Annotated in this window: 11 protein-coding genes and 1 other RNA gene; 10 read left to right on the plus strand and 2 right to left on the minus strand. The window is 43.1% G+C overall.

Annotation, left to right across the window (positions count from 1 at the left end):
• Positions 1-21: 21 nt before the first annotated feature.
• From ACFQ0V_RS02465 to ACFQ0V_RS02480, 4 genes are all read left to right on the plus strand, one after another.
• Positions 22-1221 (plus strand): pyridoxal phosphate-dependent aminotransferase, encoded by a 1200-nt coding sequence (locus tag ACFQ0V_RS02465; RefSeq protein WP_381009284.1) that lies wholly within the window; start codon positions 22-24, stop codon positions 1219-1221.
• A gap of 120 nt (positions 1222-1341) precedes the next feature.
• On the plus strand, positions 1342-2031 hold the full coding sequence (locus ACFQ0V_RS02470; protein WP_381009286.1) for a DnaD domain-containing protein: 690 nt from the start codon (positions 1342-1344) through the stop codon (positions 2029-2031).
• Positions 2032-2046: 15 nt separating this feature from the next.
• The gene (nth, locus tag ACFQ0V_RS02475) at positions 2047-2694 is read left to right on the plus strand and encodes an endonuclease III (RefSeq protein ID WP_381009288.1); all 648 of its coding nucleotides are present in this window, start codon (positions 2047-2049) and stop codon (positions 2692-2694) included.
• Complete coding sequence (locus ACFQ0V_RS02480; RefSeq protein WP_381009290.1) at positions 2691-3050, plus strand: YpoC family protein; 360 nt, start codon at positions 2691-2693, stop codon at positions 3048-3050. Before nth ends, ACFQ0V_RS02480 begins: the two co-directional genes overlap by 4 nt.
• Positions 3051-3088: 38 nt before the next feature.
• On the opposite strand, the gene ACFQ0V_RS02485 is transcribed toward ACFQ0V_RS02480, so the two are convergent.
• Entirely contained in the window at positions 3089-5719 is a 2631-nt protein-coding gene (locus ACFQ0V_RS02485; RefSeq protein ID WP_381009292.1) for a PBP1A family penicillin-binding protein, read from the minus strand.
• 10 nt (positions 5720-5729) lie between these two features.
• Entirely contained in the window at positions 5730-6332 is a 603-nt protein-coding gene (gene recU / locus ACFQ0V_RS02490) for a Holliday junction resolvase RecU (RefSeq protein ID WP_381009380.1), read from the minus strand.
• Between the two features lie 180 nt (positions 6333-6512).
• Here recU and ACFQ0V_RS02495 point away from each other — a divergent pair, with 180 nt between their 5' ends.
• The 6 genes from ACFQ0V_RS02495 to ACFQ0V_RS02520 all read left to right on the plus strand — a co-directional run bounded on the left by ACFQ0V_RS02495 (position 6513) and on the right by ACFQ0V_RS02520 (position 12499).
• A complete protein-coding gene (locus ACFQ0V_RS02495) occupies positions 6513-6854 on the plus strand; it encodes a DUF1798 family protein (protein ID WP_381009294.1) in 342 nt (113 codons plus the stop codon).
• Positions 6851-9109, plus strand: a complete 2259-nt coding sequence (locus ACFQ0V_RS02500; RefSeq protein ID WP_381009296.1) for a DEAD/DEAH box helicase — start codon at positions 6851-6853, stop codon at positions 9107-9109. The genes ACFQ0V_RS02495 and ACFQ0V_RS02500 overlap by 4 nt, the downstream gene beginning before the upstream one ends.
• 77 nt (positions 9110-9186) lie before the next feature.
• Positions 9187-10455 carry a ribonuclease H-like domain-containing protein gene (locus tag ACFQ0V_RS02505; protein ID WP_381009298.1) on the plus strand — a complete coding sequence of 423 codons (1269 nt, stop codon included), beginning with the start codon at positions 9187-9189 and terminating at the stop codon, positions 10453-10455.
• A 71-nt stretch (positions 10456-10526) separates the two neighbouring features.
• Positions 10527-10847, plus strand: a complete 321-nt coding sequence (gene gpsB, locus ACFQ0V_RS02510) for a cell division regulator GpsB (RefSeq protein WP_381009300.1) — start codon at positions 10527-10529, stop codon at positions 10845-10847.
• A 46-nt stretch (positions 10848-10893) separates the two neighbouring features.
• Positions 10894-11264: RNase P RNA component class B (gene rnpB / locus ACFQ0V_RS02515), an RNA gene on the plus strand.
• Between the two features lie 104 nt (positions 11265-11368).
• Entirely contained in the window at positions 11369-12499 is a 1131-nt protein-coding gene (locus ACFQ0V_RS02520) for a THUMP domain-containing class I SAM-dependent RNA methyltransferase (RefSeq protein ID WP_381009382.1), read from the plus strand.
• Positions 12500-12576 lie beyond the last annotated feature (77 nt).

Here is a 12576-nt window from a genome sequence, read left to right on the forward strand (position 1 = left end):
TGAAGGAGTGTACGATAGGTCATGAGTAGAACATTGTCAAAACGAATTGAGACGTTATCCCCCTCGACAACTTTGGCCATTACAGCGAAAGCAAAAGCGATGAAAGCAGAAGGCATCGATGTAATCGGGCTCGGAGCTGGAGAACCAGATTACAATACGCCGGAAGCAATCATTGAAGCGGCTTACCGCTCGATGCAAGAAGGTAAAACGAAGTATACGCCAGCAGGTGGTTTACCAGAGTTGAAAGATGCCATCATCGCCAAGCTGGAACGCGATCAAAAGTTGACGTACACACGTTCAGAAATTATGGTAGGTGTCGGAGCGAAACATGCGCTCTACACATTATTCCAAGTATTATTAGATGAAGGCGATGAAGTCATTATTCCAGCGCCATTTTGGGTGAGCTATACAGAACAAATTAAACTCGCAGAAGGGACACCTGTCATCGTACAAACGACAGCGGATGCAGAGTTTAAAGTGACGGTAGAACAGTTAGAAGAAGCGGTGACAGAACGCACGAAAGCGCTCATTATCAACTCTCCAAGCAACCCGACCGGTATGATCTATTCGAAAGAAGAACTTGTTGAAATTGCGGAATTTGCGAAACGTCATGACCTTTGGATCGTGTCGGATGAAATTTATGAAAAATTAATTTATGCAGGGAACGAACATGTTTCCATTGCACAGTTGAGCGATGATGCGAAAGAACGCACGTTAATTATTAACGGTGTCTCAAAGTCTCACTCGATGACAGGATGGCGTATCGGATTCGTCGCAGGAGATGCTTCTGTAATCGGTCCGATGACGGATTTAGCGAGTCACTCGACATCAAATCCGACGACGACATCACAATATGCGGCGATCGCAGCGTACAATGGTTCACAAGACATCGTAGAAGCAATGCGTCAAGACTTTGAATCACGCCTAGATCGTGTGTACCCACAGGCGAACGCTATCCGTGGCTTCCACATCGTTAAACCGAAAGGCGCATTTTATTTATTAGCGGACGTTTCAGAAGCGATGCGTCATACAGGATTCACTTCAGTAGATGAATTTAGTGCCGCACTATTAGAAGAAGCGAAAGTTGCAGTCATTCCAGGTTCTGCATTCGGTTCTGACACGACGATTCGTTTATCTTACGCGACGAATGTAGAAGCGATTGAAGAAGCGCTCCGTCGTATTTCAAACTACGTAGATCAAAAATGGACAGACGCAGTGTAATATTTAGAATTTAACGATTCGTACAATGCGTATATGGCATAATTGAACAAACCGAACGTCTTCTTGCTTTTGGCATAGACAGACGTTCGTTTTTTAGCTTGAATGGAAGGAGAATCCACGATGAAACAAGAAGCATTACGTTTATGGATTGAAGAAGGAAATGTCGTCATTTCTCAACTGTTTTTCAAACATTATGCGAAGTTACACATAACAGATCAAGAGGCGATGTTGCTCCTTCATATTCAATCGTTTCAAGAAGAGGGGATTACATTTCCAACTCATTTTGAATTAGCAGAGCGACTCGGGATTACGATGCAAGATGTTAGCGCGCTCGTTCAATCTTTAATGAAGCGAAATTTAGTGTCGATTGAATCAAAAACAGATGCGAACGGTGTTTTTCATGAAATGTATTCACTGCTTCCGTTATGGGAGAAAATTATGTACGTAACGGAGCATGAAGTGAGTGAAGAGGGTGAGCAAACGATTGCCGAACGAGAAGGGATGCTTTATCAAATGTTTGAACAAGAATTCGGACGCCTTTTATCTCCTTTAGAGAGTGAAATGATCGGAGCTTGGTTAGATGAGGATGAACATTCTGTCGAAGTTATAGAAGCGGCTTTACGTGAAGCTGTTCTGGCTCAAAAGCTTAGTCTTAAATATATTAATGCGATTTTAAATGAGTGGAAACGAAAAAATGTGAAAACATTAAAAGATGTAGAAAAAGCGGCCTATTCTTACACGGCTCCAACTGCTCAAACAAAACTAACCCCATCTACGAATGTTCCGTTGTATAATTGGTTAGAAGATTAAGAGGAGGAGAAGTTCGTGTTACGTAAAACAGAATGGCAACATTGTTTGCAAGTGTTTGAAGAGATGTTTCCAGATGCTCATTGCGAGCTCGTCCATCAAAATCCGTTTGAATTATTAATCGCGACTTTATTGTCTGCACAAGCGACAGATGTACATGTCAATAAAGTGACCGCAGAACTATTTCAAAAGTATCGCACTCCAGAAGATTACATTCGCGTATCGCTTGAAGAGTTAGAAAATGATATTCGTTCAATCGGTCTTTATCGCAATAAAGCGAAAAATATTCGAGCATTATGCGAAATGCTCATTACGGAATATAACGGTATTTTGCCAGAAGATCGCGATGAATTAACGAAGTTTCCTGGAGTAGGGCGCAAAACGGCGAACGTCGTCGTATCGAACGCTTTCGGTATTCCAGCACTCGCTGTTGATACGCACGTCGAACGCGTTTCGAAACGTCTCGGCATGTGTCGTTGGAAAGATAATGTCACGCAAGTGGAGGAGAAACTGATGCGCTGGACACCACGAGAAGAATGGACAAATACGCATCATCGCATGATTTTCTTCGGACGTTATCATTGCAAAGCACAAAATCCAAACTGTCCAGAATGTCCGCTTCTCGATTTATGTCGGGAAGGGAAGAAAAGGATGAGAGCGAAATGAAAGAATTAGAAGCGACCGTCCTAAAACGCCTACAGCAGTGGGACGATGTGAAAGAAGAAATCAAGCAGAAGTATGCGGAACGAGATGCTTCTGTACATGCTTTACTCCATGAGCAAATTGAAAATTACGAAACGCTCGTTGCGCTAGGTGGAACGTTTTGGAATGAAGCGCGTGAAGAAGAATGGTATGTGTTCGGTCCGTTAAATGAAGCGGAGCGTATTCAATTTGTGAAAGATAAGTATAAAAGTCACTACGCTTATGTACAACTTAATGCGTTATTTGATGAACTTCGAAAGAAAGCAGCGATGTATTTCGCGAAACAAGCGCGTTTGCAACGACAAATTCATCGAACGTAAAAAGGTTAGCATCGAATAAAACGATGCTAACCTTTTTATTATTCTTCTCCTGATGGTGTTTCAGGGGTTTGTTCTACAGGAGGCTGTGGTTTTTCAGGTTGACTTGGTTCTGGTTTTGGTTTTGATTGCTCAGGAGGTGTCGTCTGTTGACCTCCTGGATTGTTAGGATTTGATGGTTTGTCATTCGGTGTTGAGTTATTGTTTTGTCCTTGATTGTTGGTTGGTGTTTCAGGCTTATTCGGTTCTGTCGGACGTTCTTCCTCTTCTGGCTCTTCAGGTGTTTCAGGTTCTTCGACAGAAGGCTCTTCAATCATTTCGCCTTCTAGTATGAGCGAGGTCGTCGCTGGGCTACTCGTCTCATCTCCGCGTTTTGCCACGACGGAGAAATGATACTCATGACCGAGTGAAACATCTCGTAAAACAGCTTGTCGATCCGTCGTTGTAGCGAGAACAATCGGGTTTCCTGAATCGATCGTATAGGAAACTTCAAAGGTCACTTCTTCATCGTTTTCATCTTCTTCGTGAAGAGCGAAGTCCCAATTTAATGCGATGTCATAAGAGTCATCATCTAATGAAGCCGTTAAGTTGCTAGGGCTCGCAAGGCCGACTTCTTCGCTTTCATCTTCTACAACAGGTACCGAGCCGTTCACGAATAATTCACGTGAACGAAGGTTTTCAGGTGTAGCTGCTGAAGCGAGAACGATTGGGTTTGAGCCGTAGACGATTTCTGCTTCAATGACAGTGGATGGTTTTTTCATCTTCGGTGTATTGTGAGAGATAGAGCTCATCACATTACGGAATAAGTTTTGTGGTACTTGTCGTCCGCGATCATAAGTTTTGATTGGATCAGTATAATTTTTATAGCCACCCCAAATCGCAATCGTATAATCTGATGAATAGCCTGCAAACCATGTGTCTGGAACGTAGTGGCTTTCCATATTATGTTTTTTCAAAATGTCAGCTGGGTAGTTCGTCGTTCCCGTTTTACCGGCAACGTCCACTCCTGAAATATTTGCTAAAGTTCCTGTACCACGTGTTAAGACATCACGTAAGACATCCGTGATCATGTAAGCCGTTGAACTTTGCATCACTTGTTCATGGTTCGGTGTTAATACACGTTCTGTTCCATCACGGAAGACGATACGTTTCACTGCGTGAGGTTCCGTGTAGATTCCGCCATTTCCAAATGCAGCATACGCTCCGGCAATTTGTTTCGTCGAGAAGTTATATTCTCCACCACCGAGCGCATTCGCCGCATGGACGTCTTCGAATGGTAAGCCGAGTTTACGCCCGAAGTTTGCAGCGTCTTTTGCACCGACTTCTTCAAATACTTTGACAGCAGGTACGTTACGTGATTTTGCTAAAGCATCACGCAATGTTAATGTGCCGAGATGTTTGCCATCTACGTTGCGCACTTCTTTATCGGTCCCTTTATAGAAGTAGCGTTCATCTTTCAATGCTTGTCCTGTTGACCAACCGAATTTTTCGATGGCAGGACCGTAAGATAAAATCGGTTTAATGACAGATCCAGGCTGTCCGTTTTCTTTCGTTGCGAAGTTGAAGTTACGGCCGGAATAGTTGCGTCCGCCACCAACTGCGACGATCGCACCCGTTTTCGTATCGAGAACCGTCATTCCTGCTTCCATTTCATCTGATTCGTATAAGCTATCTTGGTTAATTGCATTTTCGACTGTTTTTTGGACTTCTGGTTGAAGGGCAGTATGAATCGTCACACCTTCTGCTAAAACATCCATTAATCCTTGTTCTTCTAATTCATGCAATACTGTATCGATGTATGCAGCGTATTGACCACCGACTGTCGTCGTATCACGTTTTGCCAGTGTGGACTCGACAGGGATTGCTTGTGCTGCTTCCATCTGCTCTTTCGTAATCTTTCCGTGCTTTTCCATGAGGAGTAAAACGATATTGCGTCGTTTTTCTGCTCGTTCTGGATGTTGGAACGGATTGTACGCGTTCGGTGATTGTGGTAATCCCGCAAGTAACGCGGCTTCATGTAATTCGAGTTCATTTAACGGTTTGTCGAAGTAATATTCCGCTCCTGTTCCGAATCCGTAAATCGAACCACCCATTAAAATTTTGTTGAAATACATTTCAAAAATTTTCTCTTTTGAATACTCTTTTTCAAGTTTATGTGCAAGCCAAGCTTCTTGGGCTTTACGTTTTAATGTTTTATCTTTCCAAGAAAATGAGTTTTTAATCACTTGTTGAGTGAGTGTTGAAGCCCCTTGAGAACCGAAGCCGTCACGGAAGTTCGCAATGACTGCGCCACCGAGACGATAAAAGTCGATGCCTCCGTGTTCAAAAAATCGTACGTCTTCTGTCGCAAGGATGGCATTTTCCATCACTTCAGGAATGTCTTTATATTCGACATATTCCCGTTTTTCTGCGCCAAATTTCATAATTAAATTACCGTTAGCATCTACAAAATCACTCGTTAACGGGTCTTTTAACAATTTTTCATCTAGCTCTGGAGCGGTGGATGCATAGTAAGCAAATAACGCACCTCCACTTAATAGTCCAACAATTCCTAAGATGAAAATAAGACCGATTATTTTTTTAAGAAGAGATCCTTTTTTCCCTTTTTGTTTGCGCTTTTGTCGTTTTAATTGGCGTTGACGTTCAGCGCGGGAAGTCGGTTGATTGCTCATCGGATCGTCCCTACCTTTCTTTTTCGTTCATATATTGTTCGATAATGGGCAAGTAGTGCAATTCTGGATACGCACTCACTTGCAGTTCATAGCTGTTGTTTTCGACTTCTGAAAGTGTAATCGACTTTCGTCCCCCTTGCAACATTCGCGTCCAAAACGGTTCGAAATCTTCGTAAAAAAATAAAAAATAGCGCGATAATGTCGCAAATTTGAAGATGAAAAAGACGACACCATTTTGACGTGCGACTCTCCCCATATGTTCCACTTGGTGAGGGTGAATATTCGCTAAAGGGAAAGAGGTTTTATTTTTCGTTTCTTTCGCTTCAAAATCGATATGGAGGCCGTTCCAAATCCCGTTAAAGTCCGTTGTGGAGGGGGTCTTGAAATAGGCTTCCGTAATGCGTGCGGCACTCCTTGCAGGATAGTGCACGTTGACAATTTGAATCGGGACCGGTTTTTTATGAATGACGGCGAGTTCTTTCTCTAAATAGTATTCATTTGCTTCTTCGATTTGCTGTTCGAGTGTTTGTCCGCGATTCGCAAATGACGGTTCAGCGATACGTGTTTTTGTTCGTTGTTGTTTTTGATAAATGCGTCCATTCGGGTAACGAATGACCATAAGATCACCTCACTTGTATCATAACGCAAAAAGGCGAACGTTTGAACTGTTAACGTTTGCGATACATAAGACGAAGGGAATGCCAATTGGTTGCCGTGCTCGAAATGGAGAAAGTGTGAAGAGTTTGCTAAAATGAATCGATGAGCATCATTTGATAGAAGGGAAGCGAATACGATGCACACAGAAAATATGTTACAACATATCGAAAATTGTCGAACGCGTTATTTTCAGTTGCGAGAAGAAGAGCGTGATCTCGATTTTTATACAGAAGTTCAACCAGCATGTGAACAAGCATTTATTCGGATTGAAATGTGGTTTAATGAAATGACACAATGGGTGGAACTCAATCGTCCACGTCACATTCATTTACCGCAATTAAAACATACGAAAGAAGCGCTCGAACAAATTACTGTTCAGTCGTATCATCGAAAGACGAGTCGCGCGATGTTTTTAAAATCGATTCAATCGATTGAATATACGTTGAAAACGATTTTAGAGGAAGCGATGAATGTATGAGTAAGATTGAACAATTTATCGAAGCGTTGCGTCGCGATGAAGAATATGGACCGAACATTCAACATTTGGAAGTGACGGAAGCGACAGAGGCAAAATACGTTGCGTTTCCTGACGATTTGCATGAAGATTTACAAAAAGCATTGCGGTCGAAAGGGATCGAACAATTGTATACTCACCAAGCAGAAGCGTTTAACTATGCGCAAGCGAAAGAATCATTCGTTGCGGTCACTCCAACGGCGAGTGGGAAGTCGCTCTGTTATCACTTGCCTGTTTTACAAGAAATATTGGAAGACCCCGCATCGCGTGCTCTTTATTTATTTCCGACGAAAGCACTCGCGCAAGATCAACTCGCCGATTTGCACGATTTAATTGAACGGACGGAACAGTCGATTTTATCTTATACATTTGATGGCGATACACCGCCTGGCCTGCGGACGAAAGTGAGGAAGTCAGGACATATCGTTTTGACGAATCCCGATATGTTACATTCTGGGCTTTTACCTCATCATACGAAGTGGGTTAGTTTATTCGAAAACTTAAAGTATATCGTCATCGATGAATTGCATACGTATAAAGGGGTATTCGGCAGCCATGTCGCTCACGTATTGCGCCGCTTAATACGCATCGCACGTTATTACGGAGCGGACCCTGTCGTCATTTGTACGTCAGCTACGATTGCGAATCCGTTGGAATTAGCGGAAAACTTGACGAATGAGTCGATGCGATTGATCGACCGAAGTGGAGCTCCTACCGGACGGAAGTTTTTCTTGTTTTACAATCCACCGGTCGTCCACCCGACATTCGGAATTCGAAAAAGCGCCATTTTGGAAGTGCGCGAATTAGCGAAGCGTTTGTACGAAGAACATATTCAAACGATTATTTTCGCAAGAAGTCGCGTACGCGTCGAAATGATTACGACGTATTTAAAACAGTTGACGGCACAAAAGTTATTCGATTCGTCCATCATGGGGTATCGGGGAGGATATTTGCCTTCGGAACGAAGAAAGATTGAAAAAGGATTGCGTAACGGAACGATTCAAACAGTCGTCAGTACGAACGCACTCGAACTCGGCATTGATATCGGACAGCTCGACGCTTGTATTATGACGGGATATCCGGGAAATATCGCGAGCGCCTTACAACAAGCAGGCCGAGCAGGGCGCCGAGGGGAAGATGCGCTCATCATTCTCGTCGCTCAATCAACACCACTTGACCAATACGTCATCCAACATCCGAACTATTTATTAGCGCGTCGCCCTGAGGAAGTGAGAATTCATCCAGACAATATTTTAATTTTAATGGATCATTTAAAATGCGCTTCCTTTGAGTTACCGTTCACCTTTGATGAAATGTACGGGGAATTTGACGTACAACATTTATTAGAAATGTTAGCAGAAGAAGGCGTGCTTATCCGAACAGGTCTCAAATGGCATTGGATGACGGATCAATTTCCAGCGCGGGACATTAGCTTGCGTTCCGCTTCACAAGAAAACGTCGTCATCATCGATCAATCAGTTCCGACGAAAACACGTGTCATCGGGGAGATGGACCGTTTTAGCGCAATGACTTTACTTCATGAAGAAGCGATTTATTTACATCAAGGAACACAATTTCAAGTGGAAGAGCTCGACTGGGAAGAGAAAAAAGCATATGTGAAAGAAGTCGATGTCGATTACTTCACCGATGCGAATTTAGCGGTAGAACTTAATCGTTTAGAGGAAGATGAGGAAATGACATATTCTCACGGCACCGCATATTTTGGTGATGTGGCGGTCGTAGCGATGCCTACTATTTTTAAAAAGATAGCCTTTAACGATAAACACGACAATATCGGCTCGGGTCCAATTAACTTACCCGAAGAAAGTTTGCACACCGCAAGCACTTGGTATAGCTTCGATACGCCTGAAAACTGGACGCATGATCAGCTGTCCGATGTGCTCATCAATGTAAGTCATGCGCTTCAAAATTTAATTCCGTTACTCGTCAGCTGCGACCGAAGCGATATTCACGTCGTACCTAAAGTGAAAGCGAGCGAAACCGAAACACCAACGATTTTCGTGTATGACAGCTATCCAGGAGGGATCGGATTGAGTGAAGCCGTTTTTAAAAAATGGCCAGAGCTATTCAATATGACGGCCGATCACATCGAAAACTGCCCTTGTGAAATAGGATGTCCAAGTTGTATCGGAGCACAAGACCAAGCACATTCGACGTATAAAGCACAGTCGGTAGCATTGTTACGAAGTTTAGTATGAGAGAGCCGCTTTCCGAGCGGTTCTTTTTTGTAGTTTTTTGAAAAAGGGGTATACTGAAGAAAAAGGATGGTGCGTGGATGAGTTATGAAAGTCGCTTATTGGAAATGCGTCGAAAATTAGTGAAAAAGAAAAAAGTAGAGTCGGTTGAAAAGTCGAAGCCTGTTGCGATTCCAGCGCCTCCTTATGAACAAAATTGGTTGCGTGCTGGACTTCAAAAGGTTGAAAATGAGCACGGCATCGTCTATTTAAAAGAAAAGCGTTATGCCCTCGATGCGATGCATGGTAATCGAACATTTCGTTCGCTTTTTCAAGCATTAGAGCAGTGGGAACATGTAGAAGAAGATCACCCTTTAAAGTCGGGTGCTCAAGAACGACTCGTCTTTTTTGATACAGAGACGACAGGTCTTGCAGGAGCCGGTGCTTATATTTTCCTTCATGGGTTATTTGAGCGAGAAGAGGAACATCTCGTGTTACGCCAATACGTGTTGCCGAGTCCTGATCATGAAGCGGCCTTTTTATATGCTTCCCGTTTTTATGAACGAGGGGTCACGCTCGTCACGTATAACGGGAAGAGCTTCGACGTTCCGATGGTGGAAAGCAGGTGGACATTACATCGTCAGCAACTTCCTCCACTTCAAAAACAGAAGCAAATTGATTTATTACACGCAGCCCGTCGCATTTGGAAAGATGAACAAACGTCCTTTTCCCTCGTTCAAATGGAAGAGACGATCCTCAACTTCTTTCGAGAAGATGACATTCCTGGCCATTTGGCGCCGATCATTTACGAGGATGCGGTAAGAAGTGGCGAGCCCCAAGCGTTAATGGATATTTTGCGTCATAATGAATGGGATTTATTATCGCTCGTCACCTTTTATGGAGAAGCGGTCGAAACGGTATTGCGTCAAAAAGAAACATCGAGCACGGTAGAAGTGAATGTCGCGAAATGGTTAAATGATTTAAAATTATTTGGCCAAAGTCGTCAACAATTTGAACAGATTGTCGATACGTATGGAGCGGAGACACCGACAGCTCATTACTATTTAGGAAAACTATTAAAGAAAGAAGGACGGCCGTTAGAAGCGTTCGTCTTTTTTGAGCAGTCGACGCACGTACGAAATCGCATCGGTATAGAGGCGACGATTCAATGCGCCATGATCGCTGAGCATCACAAGAAAGAGTATGTGTTAGCGTTGCGTTATACGACGAAAGCATACGAACAATTAATGTCAGATGAGACGGAAATTACCCAACGTTTCCGAGAAAATACCGCTCAACAACTCCACGCTCGAAAAGCACGTTTAATGAAGAAGATAAAGCGTCAACAGAGCGAGAAAAGTGACGGATGAAGAGCGACATCTCATTCATTGTTATGCTATAATAAAAGAAGTTTAGATATAAGAGGGAAGGACGTCTGAAGATGGATATTAAGTTAGATGCGAAACAAATTATCGAGAAAGAATTCGGTACGAGTTTGCGTGGATATAGTAAAGATGAAGTAGATCACTTTTTAGACCAAATTGTGAAAGACTATGAAAATTTTAGACTTGAAATTGAACGTTTAGAAAAAGAAAATACTCGACTTGAAAAAGAGTTAAAAGAGCGCTCTACGAAAGAGGTACATACTGTGCCAAACTCACCGAAACAACCGCCTGTCAGTTCAACAAACTTCGATATTTTAAAACGTCTATCGAATTTGGAACGACATGTTTTCGGTGATAAATTAAACGAAGATGTGTAAGTTGCGTTTTTATTGAATTCGTGTATAATGAAAAGTTGCTATAAGGTCATTTAAGTAATCGCTGCGGTGCTAGACATCGTAGAGGAAAGTCCATGCTCACACGATCCTGAGATGGTCGTAGTGTTCGTGCTAGATGAAACAATAAGTCTAGGCAGTGAGAGCTGACGGCAGGTCCCTATGCTAAGGCGTCATGCTATGCATATACCTTGAAAGTGCCACAGAGACGAGCTCATAAGGAAACTTATGAGGTGGAACGCGGTAAACCCCACGAGTGAGAAACCCAAATTTTGGTAGGGGCACTTGTTGCGCGGAATTGAACGTAGCAACGAGGCGAACTTGTTCGCAGACAGATGATTACTACCGGAGTACGAGGCGTGAGCCGTTTGAGTACGAAGGAACAGAACATGGCTTATGAATGGCTTTATAGCCTAATTTTACAACACGCTCAACGAGAGCATAATGAAAGTGTCGATGAAGAGTACAGCTTTATCGGCACATTTTTTTACGTGAGGATGATTAAATTGACGACGTACCAATTAGTTGCGACTTCAGCGATGGGTCTTGAAGCACTCGTTGCTGATGAGATTCGAGAACTCGGCTATGAAACGAGAACAGAGAACGGAAAAATTTATTTTGAAGGCGATGAATTAGCGATCGCCCGCGCGAACATGTGGTGTCGTGTAGCGGACCGCATTCGCGTCGTCGTCGGACAATTCAAAGCGAAAACTTTCGATGAATTGTTCGAAAAAACGAAAGCATTACCATGGGAGCGTTATTTACCAGTAGATGCAGCTTTTCCGGTTCAAGGCAAATCAGTGAAGTCGACCTTGTATTCGGTGCCTGACTGTCAAGCGATTACGAAAAAAGCGATTGTAGAACGAATGAAACAAGCGTATAAACGAATCGGCTTTTTAGACGAGAGTGGCCCTTTATTTAAGTTGGAAGTATCGATTTTAAAAGATGTGGTTACATTGACGATCGATTCGAGCGGTGTCGGTTTACATAAACGCGGATACCGAATCGATCAAGGAGGAGCGCCTTTAAAAGAAACATTAGCTGCCGCTTTAATTAAATTAACGCGTTGGAGTTCCCATCGTCCCTTTATGGATCCGTTTTGCGGTTCAGGAACGATTCCGATTGAAGCGGCGATGATCGGACAAAATATTGCGCCAGGTTACAACCGCAATTTTTTAGCGGAAGAATGGCCGTGGATGAAACAAGCGATTTGGGACCGTGTTCATGAGGAAGTGGAAGATGTTGCTAAGTACGATGAGCCGCTTGAAATTATCGGTTCTGACCACGACGGTCGCATGATTCAAATTGCGCAAGAAAACGCTATTGAAGCAGGGTTTACGGAAGACTTAATTACGTGGCGCCAATGTGCAGTGAAAGATATTACCATTCAAGGCGAAAACGGCGTCCTCGTCGGAAACCCACCGTACGGAGAACGACTCGGTGAAGTCGAAGAGGCAGAAGCGATTGCGCAAGTGCTCGGTCACATTATGGAAAGTCATCCGTCATGGAGCACGTACATTTTAACGTCACTTCCGAATTTCGAAGACCATTTCGGCAGTAAAGCGACGAAAAAACGTAAATTGTTTAACGGATTTATTCGCACGGACTATTACCAATATTGGGGTAAACGTGTGTAATTGCATGGAAAACGTATAGAGTAAAACAAGATACCCTCAGTTCACACTCGTGAAATGAGGGTATTCTATCCGAGAAA

Origin of the sequence: Savagea faecisuis (genome assembly GCF_042675605.1) — a bacterium.
Classification (GTDB): domain Bacteria; phylum Bacillota; class Bacilli; order Bacillales_A; family Planococcaceae; genus Savagea; species Savagea faecisuis.

Coding starts and splice junctions, on each gene's coding strand:
- ACFQ0V_RS02465 (WP_381009284.1), top strand. CDS start 22: ATGAGTAGAACATTGTCAAAACGAATTGAGACGTTATCCCCCTCGACA.
- ACFQ0V_RS02470 (WP_381009286.1), top strand. CDS start 1,342: ATGAAACAAGAAGCATTACGTTTATGGATTGAAGAAGGAAATGTCGTC.
- ACFQ0V_RS02480 (WP_381009290.1), top strand. CDS start 2,691: ATGAAAGAATTAGAAGCGACCGTCCTAAAACGCCTACAGCAGTGGGAC.
- ACFQ0V_RS02485 (WP_381009292.1), bottom strand. CDS start 5,719: ATGAGCAATCAACCGACTTCCCGCGCTGAACGTCAACGCCAATTAAAA.
- ACFQ0V_RS02495 (WP_381009294.1), top strand. CDS start 6,513: ATGCACACAGAAAATATGTTACAACATATCGAAAATTGTCGAACGCGT.
- ACFQ0V_RS02500 (WP_381009296.1), top strand. CDS start 6,851: ATGAGTAAGATTGAACAATTTATCGAAGCGTTGCGTCGCGATGAAGAA.
- ACFQ0V_RS02505 (WP_381009298.1), top strand. CDS start 9,187: ATGAGTTATGAAAGTCGCTTATTGGAAATGCGTCGAAAATTAGTGAAA.
- gpsB (WP_381009300.1), top strand. CDS start 10,527: ATGGATATTAAGTTAGATGCGAAACAAATTATCGAGAAAGAATTCGGT.